Below are 25,812 nucleotides of genomic sequence, written 5' to 3' on the forward strand. Positions count from 1 at the left end.
ATGCTCTTCAACGAATTGATGGCTATCATTTCCGGTCACCCGATCCGCCTCCAGCACGAGGAAGGTGACCTTGTCATTCTGGGGGATGACGAGGGTTTCGATGACGCGCTGATGGACAGCATGCGTCTGCACAAGCATGCGCTGATCGATCTGGTGAAGAGAAACGGTGGCGACTGGCTGAGCCCGGCCTTTCGCATTACCCCGGACATGCTGCCCCTGGCCGGACTGAGCCAGGAAGCGATTGACCGGATCGTTGAAACCGTGCCGGGCGGTGCGGCAAACGTACAGGATATCTATCCGCTGGCGCCGTTGCAGGAGGGCATTCTTTACCACCATATCTCGGCCACTCAGGGCGACCCCTATGTCTTGCACACGTTGTTCGGTGCAGAAAGTCTTCAGCGGCTTGAGCACTTTGCCCAGGCCCTGCAAGGCGTCATGGACCGGCACGATATCCTGCGCACTGCCATTGTCTGGGAAGGTCTCGACGAGCCCATGCAGGTGGTCTGGCAAGAAGCCCGGTTAGGCTTTGATGAAGTCGTCCTGGACCCTGCCGATGGCGATATCGCCCGGCAACTGCAAGAGCGCTTCGACACCCGCCATTACCGGATGGATGTTCGACAGGCTCCGCTGATGCGTCTTGTCTGGGCGGCCGACCCACTCAACTCGCGCTGGGTGGCGATGCTGCTGTTTCACCATATGGCCCTCGACCATGCTGCGCTGGAGCTGGTGCAGCATGAAACCCAGGCATTCCTGCTGGGCGTCGAGGACTCGTTGCCCGAAGCGGTTTCCTATCGAAACTATGTGGCTCAGGCACGTCAGGGTGCAGGGCGCGAGGCCCACGAAGCGTTCTTTCGCGACATGCTCGCGGATGTTGAAGAGCCGACCCTGCCATTCGGTTTCACCGATGCCCTGAACCCCGATGTGGTGATCGAAGAAGCCCGGCTGCCGGTGGATGAAGCACTGGGCGCTACTCTGCGAGGTCATGCCCGGCGCCTGGGCGTAAGTGCTGCGAGCCTGGTGCATCTGGCCTGGGCGCAAGTGCTGGGCCGTATATCCGGCCGTGAAGACGTGGTGTTCGGCACCGTACTGATGGGTCGCATGCAAGGCGGCGAGGGTGCCGACCGCGCCCTGGGCCTGTTTATCAATACCTTGCCGTTGCGGGTCGAACTGGGTACCCAGAGTGTGGATGCCAGTATCAAGGCCACTCACCAGCGCCTGACCGGTCTGCTGGGGCATGAACATGCATCGCTGGCCCTGGCCCAGCGTTGCAGTGGCGTGGCGGCACCGACACCGCTGTTCGGTTCGCTGCTCAACTATCGCCATGGCAGCGCGGCACAGGCTGTGACGACCCAGGCCCGTGAAGCCTGGCATGGTTTGCAGATACTGGGTGGCGAAGAGCGAAGCAACTACCCGATCACCGTTTCGGTGGACGATCTGGGCGACCGTTTCGTCATCAGCGTTCTGGCCCTGGCACAAATCGGCGCACAGCGGATCGGCGACTATCTGTCGAGCACATTCGAGCAACTGGCTCAGGCGCTGGAGCAGGACCCTCGGCGTGCCTTGAGCACGCTGGACCTGCTGCCGGCTGCCGAGCGCAATCAGTTGCTCACCGCATTCAACGACACAACGCGCGCTTACCCTCGCGACAGCAGCATCACGGCGCTGTTCGAGGCCCATGCCAGCCTTCATCCCGAGGCACCGGCGGCGGTGCATGGCGAGCAACAGCTCGGTTATGGCCAGTTGAATGAGCGTGCCAACGTGCTGGCGGAATGTTTGCGCACAGCGGGCATACAGCCGGGTGATCGGGTCGCCATAGAACTGGAGCGCTCATTCGAGCTGCTGATCAGCCAACTGGCGATTCTCAAGTGCGGCGCTGTCTATGTGCCTCTGGACGTCAATGCACCTGCCGAACGTCTGCAATTCATCCTTGAGGACAGCCAGGCCCGTGTATTGCTGAGTGTGAGCAGTCGTGCGCCACTGGCCGGTATTCCGCGTCTGGATCTCGATACCCTGAATCTGGACGCTGAGGCTGAACCCGTACCGCAACAGGCGCTGGTCGGTGGTGCGCCGGCTTACGTCATGTACACCTCTGGCTCCACCGGAACGCCAAAGGGTGTGCTGGTGACACACCGGGCAATCAGTCGCCTGGTCATCGATAACGGTTACGCCGACTTCAATGCCGCAGACCGCGTAGCGTTTGCCTCCAACCCGGCGTTCGACGCCAGTACGCTGGAAGTCTGGGCCGCGCTGCTCAATGGCGGTTGCGTGGTCCTGGTGGATCAGGACGTTCTGTTGTCGAGGGCGCATTTCGCCGGGTTGCTGCTGGAGCAGTCGGTGAGTGTGCTGTGGATGACGGCTGGCCTGTTTCACCAATATGCATCGGGCCTGAGCGATGCATTTGCCCGGTTGCGTTATCTGATCGTCGGCGGCGATGTGCTCGACCCCGTGGTGATTGCCCGGGTCCTGGCAAATGGCGCGCCCCGTCACCTGCTCAATGGCTATGGACCCACCGAAGCGACCACCTTTTCCACCACCTGGGAGATCGAGCGGGTCGACGGGCCGAGCATTCCTATTGGTCGACCTATCGGCAATAGCCGGGTTTATGTACTGGATGCTTATCTGCGGCCCGCGCCGCTGGGTGTGACGGGAGAGCTGTACATCGGCGGTGATGGAGTTGCCAGGGGGTATCTGAACCGTCCCGACCTGACCCTTGAAAAATTCATTCCCGATCCGTTTGGCACAGACACCGACGCCAGGCTTTACCGTACTGGCGACCTGGGTTGCTGGCGGCCTGACGGCAGCATCGAGTACCGCGGGCGTAACGACGATCAAGTGAAGATTCGTGGTTTCCGGATCGAGTTGGGTGAAATATCAGCGCGTCTGAGCACCTGTGCCGGTGTTGCCGACGCCACAGTGCTGGTCCGCGCCGAACAGGACACACCCGGTCAGAAACGTCTGGTGGCCTATGTCATTGCGCAAGCGGGCGTTGAACTCAGTGCCCAGGCCTTGCGTGATGAATTGCTTGGCTCGCTGGCCGAGTACATGGTGCCTGCTGCATTCGTGATGCTTGACGCCTTCCCGCTGACGGCCAACGGCAAACTGGATCGTCGCGCCTTGCCTGAACCGGGTGCTGAAGCCTTCGCCAGCCGCGAGTATGAGGCGCCTCAGGGGCCGGTCGAGGAAACCCTTGCCACGCTCTGGGCGCAGTTACTGAAGGTAGAGCGAGTGGGGCGCTTCGATCATTTCTTCGAACTGGGCGGGCACTCGTTGCTTGCCGTCAGCCTGATCGAGCGCATGCGTCAGGTGGGCCTGCGCGCCGATGTGCGGGTGCTGTTCAGTCAGCCGACCCTGGCGGCACTGGCTGCTGCGGTCGGCGAGAGTCATGAAATCAGTGTTCCGGCCAACGTCATTGGCATCGATAGCCAACGCATCACTCCCGCCATGCTGCCGCTGGCGGATCTGGATCAGACGTCCATCGACCGTATCGTGGCCAGCGTGCCGGGTGGTCTTGCCAATATTCAGGACATCTACGCTCTTGCTCCGTTGCAGGAAGGCATTCTTTATCACCATCTGGCGGCCGAACAGGGTGATCCCTATGTGTTGCAGACGCTGTTTGGCATGGCGGATCGCGGTCGCCTGAGTGATTTCGTTCAGGCGCTGCAAGCCGTTGTCGATCGTCATGACATTCTGCGCACTGCTGTGTTCTGGGAAGGCCTCGACAGCCCGGTGCAAGTGGTCTGCCGTCAGGCACAGTTGAGTGTCGAGGAGGTCAGCCTCGACCCGACGCAAGGCGATATCGCCGAGCAATTGCAGGCGCGCTTCGATCCACGGCATTTCCGTCTCGATCTGGCTCAGCCGCCACTGTTGCGCATCCTGTTTGCCGAAGATACGGCCAATCAGCGGTGCGTCGCCTTGCTGCTGTTCCATCACCTGGCGCTGGACCATACCGCGCTGGAAGTGGTCCAGCATGAGATGCAGGCCTGGCTGCTGGGGCGTCAGCAGGAACTGGGCGAAGCCATCGCCTATCGCAACTATGTAGCTCAGGCCCGTCTGGGCGTCAGTCGTGAAGCTCACGAGTCATTCTTTCGCGGCATGCTGGGTGAGGTCGATGAACCGACGCTGCCTTTCGGCTTGCAGAATGTGCAGGGCGACGGCGGTGGTGTCGAAGAAGCAAAACAGGCACTGGCCGAAGGTCTGGATCAACGCCTGCGGGCCCAGGCTCGTCATCTGGGCGTGAGCCTGGCCAGCCTGGTGCATCTGGCGTGGGGCGTGGTGCTGGGAGCAATCGCCGGCAAGCAGGATGTGGTGTTCGGCACTGTGCTGATGGGCCGCATGCAAGGCGGCGAAGGCACGGATCGCGCCATCGGCCTTTTCATCAACACCCTGCCGTTGCGCCTGGCAGTAGGTGAGCAGGGCGTACGCGCCGGTGTCAGGGCGGCCCACGAACGGCTGACCGACTTGCTCGGCCACGAACATGCCTCCCTGGCTCTGGCCCAGCGTTGCAGCGGCGTGCCAGCATCCATGCCGTTATTCAGCGCACTGCTCAACTATCGCCACAGCGCTGCGGGCACCATCACGCCGGAAGCCTTGCAGGCCTGGAAAGGTATCGAAGGCCTGTCCGGCGAAGAGCGAACCAACTATCCGCTGACCCTGAACGTCGACGATCTGGGCGATAACCTGCTGCTGACTGCGCTGGCTCAGGAAGGTGTGGATGCCCGGCGTGTCTGCGGCTATATGCAGGCGGCCTTGCTGCAACTGGTCGAAGCACTGGAACTGACACCACAGGCACCACTGCGCAGCCTGTCGGTCTTGCCGGAAACCGAACGCGAACAGTTATTGCAGGGTTTCAACGATACGAGCGCCGAGTACCCGCTTGATCAGACCGTGCATGGCCTGTTCGAGGCTCAGGTTGAACGTACGCCGGATGCGGTTGCCGTGGTTTATGGCCATGAACATCTGATCTATGCCGAACTGAACCAGCGCGCCAACCGACTGGCCCATCACTTGCGCAGCCAGGGCGTTGTGCCCGATTCGCGGGTGGCGATCTGCGTCGAACGCGGTATCGATATGGTGGTCGGGCTGCTGGCTATCATGAAAGCCGGTGGTGGTTATGTGCCGCTGGATCCGGCTTATCCGCTGGAACGTATCGCCTACATGCTGCAGGACAGCGCGCCTGCTGCGGTACTGGCACAGACTGCGACTCTGGAGTTGCTGTCGGCTGCTGATGTGGCTGTGGTCAATCTGGATGAGATCACCTGGCAGAACCAGTCGGCTTCCAATCCGGTTATCGAGGGCCTGACGCCGGCTCATCTGGCTTATGTGATCTACACCTCGGGCTCAACCGGTCTGCCCAAAGGTGTGATGATTGAGCATCGCAATACGGTCAACTTCCTGACCTGGGCACAGCAGGCGTTTGAGCCTGAAGTCCTGGCCAGGACCCTGTTCTCGACCTCGCTGAACTTCGACCTTGCGGTTTACGAGTGCTTTGCACCGCTGATTTCGGGCGGCAGCATTGAAGTGGTCAAGAACGTGCTGGCTCTGCAGGAAGGCGAACATGACATCACGTTGATCAACACTGTGCCTTCGGCGCTGAAAGCGCTGCTGGAATCGGGTGGCTTGGGGCAGGGCGTGCATACCGTTAACGTAGCGGGTGAAGCGCTCAAGGGGGCTCTGGTTGAAAGGTTATTCGCTGAAACCGGCGTCAAGCGCCTGTGCAACCTCTATGGCCCGTCGGAAACCACCACCTATTCAAGCTGGGTGGCCATGGATCGTGAAGACGGTTTTGCCGCCCATATCGGCAAGCCGGTCGTCAACACCCAGTTCTATCTGCTGGATGAGCATCGCCAGCCGGTACCGCTGGGTGTTCCGGGCGAGATCTATATCGGCGGTGCGGGCGTGGCTCGCGGTTATCTGAATCGCGATGACCTGACCGCCGAACGCTTCCTTGACGATCCATTCAACGCCGGAGCGCGGATGTATCGCACTGGCGACCTGGGTCGCTGGTTGGCGGAGGGCAATATCGAGTATCTGGGCCGTAACGACGATCAGGTCAAGATTCGTGGTTTCCGGATTGAGCTGGGCGAGATCGAAGCCAGGCTGGCTCGCCATGAGAGTGTGAAAGAAGCGGTGGTCATGGCCCGTGAAGACGTGCCGGGGGACAAGCGTCTGGTGGCGTATTTCACCTCGACCATTGCCGAAGTCGATCTGGAAACCTTGCGCACTCATCTGCAAAGCCAGTTACCGGAATACATGGTCCCGGCAGCCTACGTTCATCTTGAGAAACTGCCACTGACGCCAAACGGCAAACTGGATCGCAAGGCATTGCCTGCCCCAGACCAGCAAGCCCTGATCAGCCGAGGCTATGAAGCTCCGCAAGGCGAAACCGAAATCATCCTGGCGCAGATCTGGGCCGATGTGCTCAAGGTCGAGCGTGTAGGGCGTCATGACCACTTCTTCGAGCTGGGCGGTCACTCGTTGCTGGCTGTCACCCTGATCGAGCGCATGCGTCGCAAGGGATTGTCGGCCGATGTGCGAATCCTGTTCAGTCAGCCAACCGTTGCCGCGCTGGCTGCTGCCGTTGGCCATAACCGCGAAGTCGTGGTTCCGGCCAATCTGATCGGGCCGGGCTGCACCCGCATTACGCCTGAACTTCTGCCGCTGGTGAACCTCGACCAGCCGGCCCTGGACCGTATCGTGGCCAGCGTGCCGGGCGGTGCAGCCAATGTGCAGGATATCTATCCGCTGGCGCCGTTGCAGGCGGGCATTCTTTATCACCATGTATCCGCCGCTCAGGGCGATCCTTACGTTCTTCAGGCGACCTTTACGGTCAGGGATCAGGCACGTATCGAATCCTTTGCCACGGCTTTGCAGAAGGTTATTGACCGGCATGACACCTTGCGCACCTCGGTATTCTGGGAAGGGCTGGAAAGCCCGGTGCAAGTGGTCTGGCGTCAGGCGCAACTGGTGGTGGACACCCTTGAGCTGAATCCCGTGGACGGCGACGTTGCCATCCAGATTCGTGAACGATTCTCTACCCACCATCACCGCCTTGATCTGGGGCTGGCACCTCTGATGCGCCTGGCCTGCGCCTTTGATCAGAATAACGGCCGTTGGGTCATGCTGCTGATGTTCCACCATATGGCGCTGGATCACACCGCACTTGAGGTGGTACGTCATGAAATGCAGGCGTTCATGCTGGGCGAAGGGGATTCGCTGCCCGCCGCCATGCCTTATCGCAATTACGTGGCCCAGGCCTGCCTGGGGTTGAGCGAGCAGGACCATGAAACCTTCTTCCGCAGTCAGCTCGGTGATATCGAGGAATCGACCCTGGCATTTGGTCAGGCAGGCGTGCGAGGCGACGGGAGCGGTATCGAGGAAGCCAGAATTGCTCTGGATGACGAACTGAGCCTGCGAGTACGGGCTCAGGCCCGGAAACTGGGCAGCAGTGCAGCCAGCGTATTGCATCTGGCATGGGCACTGGTTGCCCGTGCGGCTTGCGGTCGCGATCAGGTGGTTTTCGGTACGGTGCTGATGGGGCGTATGCAAGGGGGCGAGGGTTCAGACCGTGCCCTGGGCATGTTTATCAATACCTTGCCGCTGCGAGTGGATATCGATGCCCGCAGTGTGGTTGAAGGCGTGAAATCCACTCATGCGCGCCTTACCGCGTTGCTTGGTCATGAGCATGCTTCATTGGCTCTGGCCCAGCGTTGCAGTGCCGTGGCCGCACCTGCTCCACTGTTCAATACCTTGCTCAATTACCGTCATAGCTCAGCCGACGTCACCTCCGATCAGGCACTGTCGGCCTGGGACGGTATCGAAAGCCTGAGCAACGAAGAGCGCACCAACTACCCGCTGACCCTCTCCGTGGATGATCTGGGCACAGGCTTTGCCATCACAGCACTGGCAATGACCGAGATCGGCGCACAGCGGGTTTGCGACACATTGGCGTGTGCGGTGGCAAACCTGATCGATGCACTGGAGTACCAACCGGATACCGCACTTCACGCCATTGCCGTATTGCCGCAAGCCGAGCGCGAACAACTGCTGCATGGCTTCAACGACAGTGCCTGCGACTATCCACGCGACAGCTCCGTCCAGGCCTTGTTTGAAAGGCAAGTGGCCGAACGGCCTCAAGCTATTGCCGCAGTGCATGGCAAACAGGCGCTGACCTATGCCGAACTGAATGTCCGGGCCAATCGTCTGGCTCATCATCTGATTGGCCAGGGTGTGATTGCAGGCGATGCGGTTGCGATTCTGCTGCCACGCTCGCTGGATCTGCTGGTAGCGCAACTGGCAATCATCAAGTGCGCAGCCATTTATGTGCCGTTGGATATCAATGCGCCCCAGGAACGTCAGGCCTTTATGGTGCAGGACAGCGGTGCTCGCCATGTCCTGACCCATAGCAATCTGGTGATACCGCAAGGCGTTGCTCGCATTGATCTGGACAGCCTTGATCTGACTCATGAGCACGGTAATAACCCGGAGCTGGCCTGTTCCAGCGAAAGTGCCGCCTACATCATGTACACCTCGGGTTCCACGGGTACGCCAAAAGGGGTACTGGTCCCGCATCGCGCCATTGCCCGGTTGGTGATCAATAACGGCTATGCCGATTTCAACGCGCAGGATCGGGTGGCATTTGCCTCGAACCCGGCGTTTGACGCCAGTACCCTGGACGTTTGGGCTCCATTGCTCAATGGCGGCAGTGTTGTGGTCGTCGATCAGGATATCTTGCTGTCGCTGCCTGAGTTCCGGGCTCTGTTGCTGGAACAGTCGGTCAGCGTACTCTGGATGACGGCCGGTCTGTTTCATCAATACGCCTCGGGCCTCTACGACGCCTTTGCCCAGTTGCGTTACTTGATTGTCGGCGGCGATGTGCTGGATCCAGCCGTTATCAGTCAAGTATTGAAACACGGCGCACCTCAGCACCTGCTCAATGGCTATGGCCCGACCGAAGCGACCACGTTCTCGGCAACCCATGAAATCAAGGCCGTGGGCGAGGGCAGTATTCCCATCGGCAAGCCGTTGGCCAATACCCGGTTGTATGTGCTAGATGCCCGTCAGCAACCGGTGCCGCTGGGTGTTACCGGCGAGCTGTATATCGGCGGCGATGGCGTAGCGCTGGGTTATCTGAACCGTGCAGAGCTGACTGAGCAGGTTTTTGTTGCAGATCCATTCAGTAATGACCCAGCCGCCCGTCTGTATCGCACTGGCGACCTGGCCTGCTGGCTGCCTGACGGTTCGGTGGAATACCGTGGCCGTAATGACAATCAGGTCAAGATCCGTGGTTTCCGGATCGAAATCGGGGAAATCGAAGCGCGTCTGGCGCAATGCGTCGGGGTCAAGGAGTCAGTAGTTCTGGCCCGTCAGGATGCGGACGGCGATGAAGCCCGTGGGCCGAAGCAATTGGTGGGTTATGTCACCGCTCTGCCGGGTGCGAGCCTGTCAGTGCAGGAGTTGCGCCGTGAATTGACTGCTTCGCTGGCCGATTACATGGTGCCCGTGGCCTTTGTGGTACTGGACAGCCTGCCGCTGACCGCCAACGGCAAGCTGGACCGTCGCGCATTGCCTGTGCCCGATGCCCAGGCCTATGCCAGCCGTGAGTATGAAGCGCCTGTGGGGCATGTCGAGTCGGTGCTCGCCGACCTCTGGGCCGATGTGCTCAAGGTCGAGCGCGTAGGGCGTCACGACCACTTCTTCGAGCTGGGCGGCCATTCGTTACTGGCGGTCAAGCTGATCGAGAAGATGCGCCAGCAGGGGCTCAGCGCCGATGTGCGCGTTCTGTTCAGCCAGCCAACGCTGATGGCACTGGCCGCCGCAGTGGGCAACAGCACTGAAATCCGTGTGCCAGCCAACCTGATCGAGCCGGACTGCACACACATCACCCCCGATATGCTGCCATTGCTGGACATCAGCGAAGCTTCGCTGGAGCGGGTTCTGGCGGCAGTGCCGGGTGGCGCAGCCAATGTGCAGGACATTTACCCGCTGGCTCCGCTTCAGGAAGGGATTCTCTATCACTACCTGACCGCCGAAGCTGGCGACCCTTATGTGCTGCAATCGCAGTACGCCTTTGATAGTCGCGAACGTCTGGACGCTTTTATCGGAGCACTGCAATCGGTCATCAATCGCCACGATATCCTGCGCACCGCCGTGCACTGGACTGGACTTGATGAGCCGGTGCAGGTGGTCTGCCGCAATGTCGTGCTGCAACCGCAATTCGTCGAACTTGATCCGGCCAATGGCCCGGTCGCCACGCAATTGTCGGCACAATTCGACGCCCGTCACTATCGTCTCGACCTGACCCGTGCGCCATTGCTGCACCTGGCTTGCGCCGAGGACAAGGAGCAGAACCGCTGGGTTGCCACGTTGCTGTTCCATCACCTGGCGCTGGACCATACCGCGCTGGAAGTGATGCAACATGAAATGCAGGCTTTCCTGCTGGGCACTGCCGATCAACTGGGCGCGGCAATGCCGTACCGCAACTATGTGGCCCAGGCCCGGCTGGGTGTAGAACCGGCTGCCCATGAGGCGTTCTTCCGCGAGATGCTGGGCGATATCAGCGAGCCGACCCTGCCATTTGGTGTGCATGATGTTCAGGGCGACGGTCAGGGTATCGAGGAAGCGCGAGCGCCGCTGGATATACAGGTCTGCAATCGTTTACGGCAACAGGCCCGCCAATTGGGCGTCAGCGCTGCCAGCCTGGTGCATCTGGCCTGGGCGCTGGTACTGGGCAAGGTGTCGGCCACCGACGATGTGGTGTTCGGCACTGTACTTCTGGGCCGGATGCAAGGCGGCGAGGGTGCCGACCGTGCCTTGGGCATGTTTATCAATACCTTGCCATTGCGGGTCAGCCTGGACCGCAACAGTGTGCGTCAGGCGGTAAGCGAGGCCCATGGCCGACTCACCGGGCTGCTGGTCCACGAGCATGCGTCTCTGGCGTTGGCCCAGCGTTGCAGCGGCGTGGCAGCCACCACTCCGTTGTTCAGTGCGCTGCTCAATTACCGGCACAGTAATGCCGTTGTTACTCAGGAGAGCCTGAATGCCTGGGAAGGCATGCAGACCCTGGGCGGTGACGAGCGCACCAACTATCCGCTGACCCTGAACGTCGATGACTTGGGCGAAGGTTTCCACTTTACGGTGCTGGCACTGGAAACCATCGGTGCCCGTCGAGTCTGTGACTATGTGCAGGTCGCGCTGGAGCAGTTGACCGATGCACTGGAGCAGGCACCGCAAACGCCGTTGAGCAACCTGTCGATTCTGCCGGGCAGCGAGCGTGAGCAACTGCTGTATCAGTGGAACGCCAGTGACGCGACCTTTGCCGATGACCAGTTGATTCATCGTGCTTTCGAGGCGTGGGCTGCAAAACAACCGTCGGCCACGGCGATTCGTTTCGAGGGCCACTGGTTGAGCTATGGCGAACTCAATGCCCGTGCCAATCAGGTGGCCCATCGCCTGATCGAACAAGGCATCGGCCCGGATGATCGGGTCGCGATCTGCGTCGAACGTGGCCTGGAAATGATCATCGGCCTGCTGGGGATTCTCAAGGCCGGGGCAGGATATGTGCCGCTGGATCCGGCCTATCCGGCGGAACGTCTGGCGTACCTGCTCAAGGACAGCGAGCCACTGGCGGTGCTGGTTCAGCAGGCCACGGCAGATGTGCTGTCGGGTGTGTCGGTGCCTGTCATCCATCTGGACGATGCCCGCTTGCAGGAGCAATCCGTCTCGAATCCGCAGGTTTCAGGGCTGACGTCTTCGCACCTGGCTTATGTGATCTACACCTCAGGCTCGACTGGCCTGCCGAAGGGCGTTCAGATCGAGCACCGCAACGTAGCCCGTCTGTTCACGGCCACTCAGGCATGGTTCGACTTTGGCCCGACTGATATCTGGGCGCTGTTCCATTCCTTTGCCTTCGACTTCTCGGTCTGGGAAATCTGGGGCGCGCTGATACATGGCGGAGAACTGCTGATCGTGCCGCAACTGGTCAGCCGCTCGCCGCAGGAATGCTATGCCTTGATCTGTGAAGCTGGCGTGACTGTGCTCAACCAGACACCAAGCGCTTTCCGTCAGTTGATTGCCGCCCAGGGCGAAAGTCATCAGGCGCATTCATTGCGTCAGGTGATCTTTGGTGGCGAAGCGCTGGAAACCGGAATACTCAAGCCTTGGTACGCAAGGCCGGTAAACGCCGGAACCCAACTGGTGAATATGTATGGCATCACCGAAACCACGGTGCATGTGACGTATCGTGCCTTGCAGGCTGCCGATGCCTTGCAGGCTGGCGTCAGCCCGATTGGTGTACGGATTCCGGATTTGCAGACCTATGTGCTGGATGCCAATCGTGAGCCAGTGCCGGTCGGTGTTGTGGGTGAGCTGTATGTCGGCGGCGCCGGTGTGGCGAGAGGTTACCTGAACCGCCCTGAACTGAATGAAGAACGGTTTATCGCCGATCCTTTCAGCCAGCGTCCCGGAGCGCGCCTGTATCGCACTGGCGACCTTGCCCGCTGGACCGCCGAGGGCAGCCTGGATTACCTGGGCCGTAACGACGATCAGGTGAAGATTCGTGGTTTCCGTATCGAGTTGGGTGAAGTCGAGGCACAGCTTGCTGCCAGTACCGGCGTACGTGAAGCAGTCGTTATCGCTCGCGAAGACATTCCAGGCGACAAGCGCCTCGTGGCTTATGTGATCGCAGAAGAGGGCGCAGCACCGTCCGCCGCCGAGTTGCGTGACCAACTGTTGCAAACCCTGGCCGAGCATATGCTGCCAAGCGCTTTTGTGACGCTTGAGTCGCTGCCACTGACCACCAACGGCAAGCTGGATCGCAAGGCCTTGCCTGCGCCAGACCAGTCGGCACTGGCAAGCCGAGCCTATGAAGCGCCCCAAGGCGAAGTCGAAGTGATCATCGCCCAACTCTGGCAGGAACTGCTGGATGTTGAGCAAGTAGGTCGTCATGACCACTTCTTTGAGTTGGGCGGCCATTCGCTGCTGGCGGTGAAGCTGATCGAGCGCATGCGTCAGCAGGATCTCAGTGCCGACGTTCGCGTGCTGTTTGGCCAACCGACTCTGGCAGCGCTGGCCGCAGCAGTCGGCGGGCAGACGGAAATTCTGGTACCTGCCAATCTGATTACCGAAGGTTGCGAGCGGATTACCCCGGATATGCTGCCGCTGGCGGATCTGGATCAGGATGCTATCGACCGCGTGGTCGCCAGTGTGCCGGGCGGTATTGCCAATATTCAGGATATCTACGCACTGGCACCTTTGCAGGAGGGGATTCTTTATCACCACCTGGCAGCCGCCGAAGGCGATCCGTACCTGCAATATGCGCTGTTCAGTTTTGATGGTCTGCAACGGCTCCAGCAATTCGCCGCTGCCTTGCAGGCCGTGGTTTCACGGCACGATATCCTGCGCACCGGTGTGCTCTGGGAGCGGCTGGACGAACCGGTACAGGTGGTCTGGCGTCATGCAGAACTGGCGGTGGAGGAGGTTCGTCTCGATCCTGCTGCGGGTGATATCGCCGATCAACTGCGTGAAGCCCTGGACCCGCGTCATTATCGACTGGATATTCGCCAGGCACCGATGATGCGTATCGGTTATGCCCATGATCCAGCCAATAATCGCTGGCTGGGCATGCTGTTGTTCCACCATATGGTCGACGATGCCACGTCGCTGGGTATCCTGACTTCGGAAATCGAAGCCTTCATGTGCGGCCTCGGTGAGAGGCTTCCCGCTTCGGTGCCTTATCGCAACTACGTGGCGCAGGCGCGGCTGGGTGTCAGTCGTGAAGCCCATGAAGCGTTTTTCCGCGAGATGCTGGGCGATATCGATGAGCCGACCCTGCCGTTCGGGCTGCATGACGTGCAAGGGGACGGACAAGGCATTCAGGAAGTCCGCCAGGTGGTGGATGCTTCCCTTGGCCAGCGGTTGCGAGTTCAGGCTCGCAAGCTGGGTGTCGGTGCTGCCAGCCTGTATCACCTGGGCTGGGCCCGGGTGCTGGGCGCCTTGTCGGGGCGTGATGAAGTGGTGTTCGGCACGGTCCTGCTGGGCCGCATGCAGGGCGGCGCAGGTGCCGACCGGGCGCTGGGCATGTTTATCAATACCTTGCCGTTGCGCGTTGACCTTGGGGATCAGCACGTCAGCAACGGCGTCAGGAAAACCCATGCCAATCTGACTGCACTGTTGGGCCACGAACACGCCTCGCTGGTGCTTGCCCAGCGTTGCAGCGGAGTCGAAGCGCCTACACCGCTGTTCAGCTCATTGCTCAATTACCGTCATCTGGAAAACCATACCGGTGATTCCAGTGTCGCGGCCTGGGAAGGTATCCAGGCGTTGTCCGGGGAAGAACGCACCAACTATCCGCTGACCTTGTCCGTAGACGATCTGGGCGAAGGCTTCAACCTGACGGTGATGGCTGAAGCGCAAATAGGTGCCGAGCGTGTCTGTGGCTATATGCAGCGCGTGATGCATCAGTTGATCGATGCGCTGGAGCAGGCGCCGCAAACGTCGCTCAACAGCCTGTCGATTCTGCCTCGCAGTGAGCGTGAGCAATTGCTGCACGGGTGGAATGCCAATGACTCGACCTTTGCCGATGACCTGTTGATACATCGTGCTTTCGAGGCGTGGGCTGCAAAACAACCGTCAGCCACGGCGATTCACTTTGAAGGTCGCCAGTTGAGCTATGGCGAGCTCAACACACAAGCCAACCAGGTTGCCCATCGCCTGATGGAGCAGGGCATCGGCCCGGATGATCGTGTAGCGATCTGCGTCGAACGTGGTCTGGAAATGATCATCGGTCTGCTGGGGATTCTCAAGGCCGGGGCAGGTTATGTGCCGCTGGACCCGGCTTATCCCGCCGAGCGCCTGACTTACCTGCTCAATGACAGCGCACCACTGGCGGTGCTGGTTCAGCAGGCCACGGCAGATGTGTTGTCGGGTGTGTCGGTGCCTGTCATCCATCTGGACGATGCCCGCTTGCAGGAGCAATCCGTCTCGAATCCGCAGGTTTCAGGGCTGACGGCCTCACATCTGGCCTATGTGATCTACACCTCGGGTTCCACCGGTTTGCCGAAAGGTGTGCAGATCGAGCACCGCAACGTGGCCCGTCTGTTCACGGCCACTCAGGCATGGTTCGACTTTGGCCCGACTGATACCTGGGCGCTGTTCCATTCCTTTGCCTTCGACTTCTCGGTCTGGGAAATCTGGGGCGCGCTGATACATGGCGGGGAACTGCTGATCGTGCCGCAACTGGTCAGCCGTTCCCCGCAGGAATGCTATGCCTTGATCTGTGAGGCTGGCGTCACGGTGCTCAACCAGACGCCAAGTGCCTTCCGCCAGTTGATTGCTGCCCAGGGTGAAAGCCATCAGGCGCATTCATTGCGTCAGGTGATCTTTGGTGGCGAAGCGCTGGAAACCGGGATACTCAAGCCTTGGTACGCAAGGCCGGTTAACGCCGGAACCCAACTGGTGAATATGTATGGCATCACCGAAACCACGGTGCATGTGACGTATCGTGCCTTGCAGGCTGCCGATGCCTTGCAGGCTGGCGTCAGCCCGATTGGTGTGCGGATTCCGGATTTGCAGACCTATGTGCTGGATGCCAATCGCGAGCCAGTGCCGGTCGGTGTTGTGGGTGAATTGTATGTGGGTGGCGCGGGCGTAGCGCGTGGTTACCTGAACCGTCCTGAACTGAATGAAGAGCGGTTTATAGCCGATCCTTTCAGCTCGACCAAGAATGCACGCCTGTATCGTACTGGCGACCTGGCCCGCTGGACCGCCGAGGGCAGCCTGGATTATCTGGGTCGTAACGACGATCAGGTGAAGATTCGTGGTTTCCGTATTGAGCTGGGTGAAGTTGAAGCCCAACTTGCAGCCTGCAAGGGCGTGCGTGAAGCCGTGGTTATCGCTCGGGAAGACATTCCAGGCGACAAGCGTCTGGTCGCTTATGTGATTCCTGAAGAGGGCGCGACGCCTTCTGCCGCCGAGTTGCGTGACCAGCTATTGCAAACCCTGGCCGAGCATATGCTGCCAAGCGCCTTTGTCACGCTGGAAGCCTTGCCACTGACCACCAATGGCAAGCTGGACCGCAAGGCCTTGCCAGCGCCGGACCAGTCGGCACTGGCCAGCCGTGCCTATGAAACGCCCCAAGGCGAAGTCGAAGTGATCATCGCCCAACTCTGGCAAGAACTGCTGGATGTTGAGCAAGTAGGTCGTCATGACCACTTCTTCGAGCTGGGCGGCCATTCCCTGTTGGCAGTGAAGCTGATCGAGCGCATGCGTCAGCAGAACCTCAGCGCCGATGTTCGTGTGCTGTTTGGCCAGCCGACTCTGGCGGCGCTGGCCGCAGCAGTCGGCGGGCAGACAGAAATAGTGGTGCCAGCCAATCTGATTACCGAAGGTTGCGAGCGGATTACCCCGGATATGCTGCCGCTGGCGGATCTGGATCAGGACGCTATCGACCGCGTGGTCGCCAGTGTGCCGGGTGGTGTTGCCAATGTGCAGGATATCTATGCCCTGGCTCCGTTGCAGGAGGGGATCTTGTATCACCATCTGGCAGCCGCCGAAGGCGATCCCTATGTGTTGCAGGTGCAGTTCAGTTTCGAGAGCCAGCAACATCTGGACAGCTTTGCCCGTGCCTTGCAGAGCGTCGTGGATCGTAACGATATTCTGCGTACCGCCGTGGTCTGGGAAAGCCTGAGCGAGCCGGTTCAGGTGGTCTGGCGCACGGCAACTCTGGAAGTCGAAGAAGTTGTGATGGCGCAGGGTAGTGAAGATGTGCTGGAGCAACTGCAACAGCGCTTTGACCCGCGTCACTATCGCCTCGATGTTTCCCGTGCTCCGCTGATGCGCCTTGCCTGTGCCGCTGATCCGGCCAATGACCGCTGGGTCGGCATGCTGTTGTTCCACCATATGGCCCTTGACCATACCGCCCTGGAGGTCGTGGTTCAGGAAATGCAGGCCAGCCTCACCGGTCAGTCCGGGCTACTGCCTGTTGCTGTGCCTTATCGCAATCATGTGGCAAATGCCCGTCTGGGCGTCAGCCGTGAAGAGCATGAAGCCTTCTTCCGCGAGATGCTGGGCGATATCGACGAGCCGACACTGCCATTGGGGTTGCAGGATGTGCAGGGCGATGGCAGTGGTATCGAAGAAGTGCATCAGCTAGTGGATGCTGATTTGAGCCAGCGTCTGCTCATTCAGGCCCGCCGTCTGGGAGCCAGTGCCGCGAGCCTGGTGCATCTGGCGTGGGCGCAGGTGGTGGGCCGGCTTGCCGGGCGTGAAGAGGTGGTGTTCGGGACGGTGCTGATGGGCCGAATGAGCGGCGCTGCCGGTACGGATCGGGCGCTGGGCATGTTTATCAATACGCTGCCGCTGCGTATCGATGTGGGTGTTCAGGGTGTCGAGGCCGGTGTGCGTGCCACGCATCAAAAGCTGTCGGCATTGCTCGGCCATGAACATGCTTCATTGTCTCTGGCCCAGCGTTGCAGTGGCGTGCCTTCCGCGCTGCCGCTGTTCAGCACGTTGCTCAACTATCGCCACAGCGCAGGTCAGGCTGCCGCACCCGAAGCCGTAGCGGCGTGGGCCGGTATCCAGACCCTGTCCATGGAGGAACGCACCAACTATCCGCTGACCCTGAACGTCGATGATCTGGGTGACTCATTCATGCTGACTGCCCAGGCGGTGGCGGCCATTGGCGCACAACGCACCTGTGATTTCATGCAGACGGCATTGTCGAGCCTGGTCACGGCTCTGGAAGACGCGCCGCATACTCATCTGAATCGTCTTTCTGTCTTGTCCGAGGCCGAGCGCACTCAGTTGCTGGTTACATTCAATGACACTGAGGCGCCGTATCCGGAAACGCAGACCATTCACGGCCTGTTCGAGGCCCAGGTCGAACGTACACCGCAGGCCATTGCGCTGGTACATGGCAATGAGCGCCTGAGCTACCAAACCCTTAACGAACGCGCCAACCGACTGGCTCACCACCTGCGCAATCAGGGCGTGCAGCCGGATTCGCGAGTGGGGATCTGTGTTCAGCGTGGCGTCGATATGGTGGTCGGCCTGCTGGCGATTCTCAAGGCGGGCGGCGCCTATGTGCCGCTGGACCCGGCCTATCCGGTGGATCGGATTGCCTACATGCTGCAGGACAGTGCGCCAACGGCCATTCTGGCCCATGCCGCGAGTCATGAATTGCTGGCCACGTCTTCGGCACCGGTCATCGAACTGGATCGGGGCAACTGGCTCACTGAGCCGGCTGCCAACCCACAGGTGCCTGGCCTCAATTCCAGCCATCTGGCTTATGTGATCTATACCTCGGGCTCCACTGGTTTGCCCAAAGGGGTGATGATCGAGCACCGCAATACGGTCAACTTCCTGACCTGGGCTCAGCAGGCGTTTGAGCCAGAAGTCCTGGCCAGGACCCTGTTCTCGACTTCGTTGAACTTCGACCTTGCGGTTTACGAGTGTTTTGCACCGCTGATTTCGGGCGGCAGCATTGAAGTGGTCAAGAACGTACTGGCCCTGCAAGACGGCGAGCATGACGTCACGCTGATCAATACCGTGCCTTCAGCGTTGAAAGCACTCTTGGAATCGGGCGGTCTGGGGCAGAGCGTGCATACCGTCAACGTGGCAGGTGAGGCACTCAAAGGTTCGCTGGTTGAAAGGCTGTTCGCTGAAACTGGCGTCAAACGCCTGTGCAACCTTTACGGACCTTCGGAAACCACCACTTACTCAAGCTGGGTGGCCATGGACCGCGAAGACGGTTTCTCGGCCCATATCGGCAAGCCTGTGGCCAATACCCGGTTCTATCTGCTGGATGAGCATCGCCAGCCGGTGCCGTTGGGTGTTCCAGGCGAAATCTATATCGGCGGTGCGGGTGTGGCTCGCGGTTACTTGAATCGCGATGACCTGACCGCCGAGCGCTTCCTTGAGGATCCATTCAACGCTGGTGCCCGCATGTACCGCACTGGCGACCTGGGTCGCTGGCTGGCAGATGGCAATATCGAATACCTGGGCCGTAACGACGATCAGGTCAAGATCCGTGGTTTCCGTATCGAACTGGGCGAGATCGAGGCCCGGCTGGCCCGCCATGCCTCGGTTAAAGAGGCTGTAGTCATGGCCCGTGAGGATGTGCCGGGCGACAAGCGTCTGGTGGCCTATTTCACCGCCAGCATCGAAGATGTGGATATCGAGGATCTGCGTGAATACCTGCTGGCTCAGTTACCCGAATATATGGTTCCGGTGGCTTATGTTGTTCTGCAATCGCTGCCGTTGACGCCCAATGGCAAGCTGGATCGCAAGGCGCTGCCTGCACCGGACCTGCAGGCGCTGGTCAGTCAGGGCTACGAAGCGCCTCAAGGCGAAATCGAAGTGGCGCTGGCCCAGCTCTGGCAGGAATTGCTCGGGGTCGAGAAGGTCGGACGCTTTGACCGTTTCTTCGATCTGGGTGGGCATTCATTGCTCGCCATTCGCCTGATTTCCCAGGTTAGGCTGCGCCTTGGTGTCGAGCTGAGCCTGGCCGAGCTGTTCACTCATTCGGAGCTGTCAGCTCTCGCCGGGCTGCTGGCACAGGCAGGTCGCAGCACGTTGCCGGATATCGTCAGAGTGCCCCGCGACGAGGATCTGCCCTTGTCCTTTGCCCAGCAGCGCCTGTGGTTCCTGGCGCAAATGGAGGGTGGCAGCACGGCGTACAACATGCCGGCCGGCCTGCGCCTGCGCGGGCCTCTCGATGAAAGCGCACTGCAACGGGCACTGGAGCGCATTCTGGCTCGCCATGAAGCCTTGCGTACTCGATTCGCCGTTCGTGAGGATCAGGAACCTGTGCAACTGATTGAGCCAGTCGACAGCGGATTCGCGTTGACTCGTTTCAACCTGCAAGCCAGTAACGACCGTGAGCAACAATTGCTCGCCATGGCTCAGGAAGAAGCGCTGGCACCGTTCGACCTTGCCACCGGCCCCTTGATCCGCGGACGTCTGGTGCGTCTGGATGCCGAGGATCATGCCTTGTTGGTGACTGTTCACCATATCGTCTCAGACGGTTGGTCCCTTGGCGTGCTGACCCGTGAGCTGACCGAATTGTATGAAGCGTTCAGACAAGGACTGGAAGATCCGCTGCCGCCACTGAGCGTTCAGTACGCCGATTATGCCGTCTGGCAGCGCCGCTGGCTCAGTGGCGAAGTACTGGAAGCGCAAAGCCGTTACTGGCAGCAAACCCTGGCCGATGCTCCCGCATTGCTGGCGCTGCCCACCGACAAACCACGCCCGGCACAACAGGATTATGCCGGTGCGACCCTGGGCATCGTGCTCGATGCAGCCCTGACCCAGGACTTGAAAGCCTTGAGCCAGCGCCACGGCACAACGTTGTACATGACGGTCATGGCTGCCTGGGCGGTATTGCTGAGCCGGCTTAGCGGGCAGGACGACGTGGTGATCGGCTCACCAATGGCCAACCGCATGCGTGCTGAAGTCGAGCCTTTGATCGGCTTTTTCGTCAACACACTGGCCGTGCGTATCGACGTTTCGGACGACCCGGATGTCGGCACACTGCTGGCGCGGGTCAAGGATCGGGTCCTGAGTGCCCAGGCCCATCAGGACCTGCCATTCGAGCAAGTGGTGGAAGTGGTCAAACCGGTACGCAGCCTGTCGCACAGCCCAGTGTTCCAGGCGATGTTGAGCTGGCAGGACACCGGTGGCGCTGCCCTGACACTCGATGGCCTGGCTCTGGAAGGCATTGGCATTGCCAATACCGTGTCCAAGTTCGACCTTTCTCTGGACCTGAGCGAGTTGCAGGGCCAACTGGTCGGCAGTCTGGAGTACGCCACTGCACTGTTTGGTGAAGCCACTGTGCGCCGTTACACCCGCTATTTTGAAAATGTCCTGCGCGGTCTGGTGTCGGGTGATGGTACTGCGATCACCAGAATTGAATTGCTGGATGCCGAAGAGCGTCAGCGCCTGCTGAGCGACTTGAACCGCACCCGGACTGCCTATCCGCAAACCAGCACCGCTCACCGCATGTTCGAGGAGCGGGTGGCTGCCCGGCCGGATGCCATTGCGGTGGTGTGCGAAGGCGAGCGCCTGAGTTATGCGCAACTGAACCTGCGGGCCAACCGCCTGGCACACACATTGATCGGCATGGGCATCGGCCCGGATGATCGGGTGGCGATCTGTGTGGAGCGCGGCATCGACATGCTGGTCGGCCTGCTGGGCGTGCTCAAGGTCGGCGGAGCCTATGTGCCGCTCGATCCGGCCTATCCGGCGGATCGCCTTCAATTCATGTTGCAGGACAGCCAGCCCAAGGCGGTCTTGAGCCATCGCGGGCTGGACCGTTCGCTACCGGAACTGAGCATTCCGGTGGTGGCTCTGGACAGCGCTCTGGCAGGCGAGGAGCACAACCCGGACGTCAAAGGCTTGAACGCCCGCCACCTGGCCTATGTGATCTATACCTCCGGTTCCACCGGCAATCCCAAGGGCGTGATGATCGAGCATCGCGGGCTGGTCAACTACAGCCTCGACGCGGCCCGGCTTTTCGAGCTGACAGCCGAGGATTCGGTGCTGCAGCAAAACTCCCTTAACTTCGATCTGTCGGTGGAAGAGGTTTTCCCGGCATTGCTGGCTGGCGCGACTCTGGTTCCCACTCGGGACATCTTTGGTAGCGAAGGTCTGGCAGACGAAGCCCCGAGCATGCTGCATATGACTGCCGCGCACTGGCACACCCTGGTGGGTGATTGGCACCATCAGCCAGCGCTGGCTGCCAAGGCACTGGCGGGCGTGCGCCTGATCAACGTCACCGGCGATGCCCTGTCGGCCCAGAAACTGCAATGGTGGCAGGCGTTGCGCCCGGCCCATACCCAATTGATCAATACCTACGGCCCGACAGAGGCGACGGTGTCCTGTACTGCCGTTTACGTGGACGGCACCGGCGCCAGTCACAACGTCACCATCGGCAAACCGATGGCCAATACCCGCATTTACCTGCTCGACGCCCGGCAGCAGCCGGTTCCAGCCGGTGTCGCGGGCGAGATGTACATCGGTGGCGACGGCGTGGCACGCGGTTATCTGAACCTTGAGAAAGTAAACGCCGAGCGTTTCCTGGTCGATCCTTTCAGCGACGAACCGGATGCGCGCATGTACAGGACCGGCGATCTGGCGCGTTACCTGGCAGACGGCAGTCTCGAATACCTGGGCCGCAACGACTTCCAGGTCAAGGTGCGAGGGTTCCGTATCGAACTGGGGGAAATCGAAACCCGTCTCGGCGACTGTGCCGGGGTCAAGGAAGCCGTGGTCATTGCCCGTGAGGACGTACCGGGCGAGAAACGTCTGGTTGCCTATGTGGTGCCTCATGCCGGGCAGACACTGACTGCTGGTGTGCTGCGTGAATCCCTCGCGCCACAACTGGCCGAGTACATGTTGCCCAGCGCCTTTGTGATGCTTGAAGCCATGCCACTGACGCCGAACCGCAAGCTGGACCGCAAGGCGCTCCCGGCACCGGAAGGTGAGGCCTTTGCCAGCCGGATCCACGAGCCGCCGCAAGGCGCGACCGAAACCGCTCTGGCTCAGGTCTGGCAACAATTGCTCGATGTGGAGCGGGTGGGGCGCAACGACCACTTCTTTGAACTGGGCGGGCATTCCTTGCTGGCCATGCGGCTGATTGCCCATGTACGGCAGCGACTGGGGGCTGAGTTGCGCTTGATGGATGTTTTCGCCCATCCTGTCCTTGAAGCCATGGCCAGGGGACTGGCGCAGGCAGCGCGCAGTTCGCAGCCTTCCGTGATTGCGGTTTCCCGTGATCAGGCCTTGCCGCTTTCGTTCGCACAACAGCGACTCTGGTTCCTGGCGCGTCTTGAAGGCGACAACCCGGCCTATCACATTCCGGCCGGCCTGCGTCTGCGTGGCGAGCTGGATGCGAATGCACTGCAGAGTGCGCTGGACATGATCGTGGCCCGTCACGAGTCGCTGCGCACCACTTTTGTCCAGTTGCCGGGGCAGGATGCCGAACAGCGTATTGCGCCGTCGGATATCGGCTTCGAGCTGCGCTTGCAGGCACTGGACGGGCAGCCGACTGCCGAACAGAGCCTGGCGCTGCTGGTTACCGACGAGGCACGGGCACCGTTCGATCTGAGCAAAGGTCCGTTGGTTCGTGGCCGACTGGTACGCATGGCCAGCGACGATCATGTCTTGCTGGTGACTTTCCACCACATCATTGCAGATGGCTGGTCCTCGGATATCTTCACCCGTGAACTGGGCATTCTTTATGAAGCACTGCGCAACGGTGAAGCCGATCCGCTGCCGGCCCTGGCGCTGCAATACGCCGATTATGCAATGTGGCAGCGCTGCTGGCTGACCGCCGAGGTGTTGCAGCAGCAAAGCGGTTACTGGCAACAGGCTCTGGCTGAGGCTCCGGCGCTGCTGAGCCTGCCTACTGACCGTGCTCGTCCTGCGCAACAGGATTATTCGGGGAATGCCGTCGGCCTGGCGCTGGATCAGGCACTGACCGACCAGCTCAAGGCTTTGAGCCAGCGCCAGGGCACCACTTTGTTCATGACTGTACTTGCGGCCTGGGCCACGGTATTGGGCCGCCTGGCCAGTCAGGATGATGTGGTGATCGGAACGCCAGTGGCCAACCGCACGCGGGTCGAGGTCGAAGGCTTGATCGGCCTGTTCGTCAACACCCTGGCACTGCGAGTGGACTTGTCTGCCGAGCCGACGGTCGAGACGTTGCTGCAACAGGTCAAGGCTCGCACCCTTGAAGCACAGGCTCATCAGGACTTGCCGTTCGAGCAGGTGGTGGAAGCGGTCAATCCGGTGCGCAGCCTGGCTCACAGCCCGATCTTCCAGGCCATGTTGTCCTGGCAGAACGGCGCAGGCGAGGACCTGGCCCTTGGCGATATGAACCTGCAGGGCGTGAATGCCAGCAGTCGCAGCGCCAAGTTCGATGTGCTGCTGGACATGGCGGAAGTCGGCGGACGCCTGTATGGCTCGCTGGAGTATGCAACCGCGCTGTTTGACCGGGACACCATCGAGCGCCATCTGGGTTATCTGGAAGCTGTATTGCGTGGCATGGTCGCTGACAGCCATGCAGTCGCGACCCATATTCCGCTGGTTCAGGCCGATGAGCGTCGGCTATTACTCGAAACATTCAACGCGACAGCCGTGGACTATCCGCAAGGCCTGACGCTGCACGGCTTGTTTGAAGACCAGGTAGCGAGGACGCCGGATGCAACGGCCTTGACGTTCGAGGGCACGTCATGGAGCTATGCGCAGCTCAACGCACAGGCCAACCGTATCGCTCATCGCCTGATCGGCATGGGCGTCGGTGTGGAGGATCGGATCGCCATCTGTGTGGAGCGCAGCCTGCATATGGTTGCGGGCCTGCTGGGCATTCTCAAGGCCGGGGCCGGTTATGTACCGCTGGACCCGGATTATCCTGCGGACCGACTGGCCTATATGCTGGAGAACAGCGCGCCGGTCGTGGTGCTTGGCCAATTGTCCTTGCGTGACAGCCTGCCACACTGCAAATGCCCGATGCTGATGCTCGACGGCCAGGAACTGGACGGTCAGCCTGGCGATAACCCTCGGGTTGCCAACCTTACCGCCTCGAATCTGGCCTATGTCATCTATACCTCCGGCTCCACCGGCCAGCCCAAGGGCGTGATGAACGAACATATTGGCGTCGTGAACCGGCTCTTGTGGATGCAGGATGAATACGTTCTGGACGCAACCGATGTCGTGCTCCAGAAAACCCCGTTCAGCTTCGATGTATCGGTATGGGAGTTCTTCTGGCCACTGTTCAACGGCGCCCGTCTGGTGATGGCGCGTCCGGGTGGTCATCGTGAGCCAGCCTACCTGTGCGACACGATTCAGGCCCTGGGTGTGACGACCCTGCACTTCGTACCTTCGATGCTGGAAGTCTTCCTGGCTCACGGCAACCTGGAACGCTGCCATAGCCTGACCCGTGTGATGTGCAGCGGTGAAGCGTTGCCGGGGCATCTGGTCAGGCGCTTCAAGGCACAACCGACCGGTGCCGTTCTGTACAACCTGTACGGCCCGACCGAAGCTGCCGTGGACGTCACGGCCTGGGATTGCAGCGGTCTTGAAACCCCGGATAACACGCCGATTGGCAAACCGGTGGCCAATACCGGTATCTATCTGCTCGACAGCATCGCTCAACCGGTGCCGCTGGGCAGTGCGGGCGAGATCTACATTGCCGGCATTCAAGTGGCGCGGGGCTATCTGGGCCGTCCGGAGCTGACCGCCGAACGTTTCCTTCGTGATCCGTTCAGCAGTGACCCGACGGCACGTATGTACCGCACCGGTGACCTGGGTCGTTTCCTGGCCGATGGCACGCTGATTTATCTGGGCCGCAATGACGACCAGGTGAAAATACGCGGTTTCCGCATCGAACTGGGTGAAGTGGCCGCACGTCTGGGTACTCATCCGGACATTCTGGAAGCGGTGGTCATCGCGCGTGAAGACACGCCGGGTGACAAGCGGCTGGTTGCCTATTACACCGCACAGCAGGATCTGGAAGTCGAAAGTCTGCGTGGCTATCTGTCGGGCCTGTTGCCTGAGTACATGGTGCCTGCCGCTTATGTGAAACTTGCCAGCCTGCCGCTGAGCGCCAATGGCAAGCTGGATCGCAAGCGCTTGCCCGCGCCGGATCGCGACAGCATTGCCAACCGCAGCTATGAAGCACCTCAAGGTGCGGTGGAGGTCATGCTGGCCGAAATCTGGTCGGAGCTGCTGCATGTGGAGCAAGTAGGTCGTTTTGATCACTTCTTTGAACTGGGCGGTCACTCGCTGCTGGCTGTCACGCTGATCGAGCGCATGCGTCAG

1 protein-coding gene (only partly in view) is annotated in these 25,812 nt (G+C 60.6%); it reads left to right on the plus strand.

The features are described from left to right. A protein-coding gene (locus tag ACODS3_RS06770) for a non-ribosomal peptide synthase/polyketide synthase (protein ID WP_489033842.1) crosses the window boundary here: on the plus strand, window positions 1–25,812 show its 5' portion. The gene runs 5,061 nt beyond the window's last position; the window shows 25,812 of its 30,873 coding nt (coding positions 1–25,812); it begins with the start codon at window positions 1–3; the stop codon falls past the right edge of the window.

Source organism: Pseudomonas sp. FG43 (genome assembly GCF_057809175.1).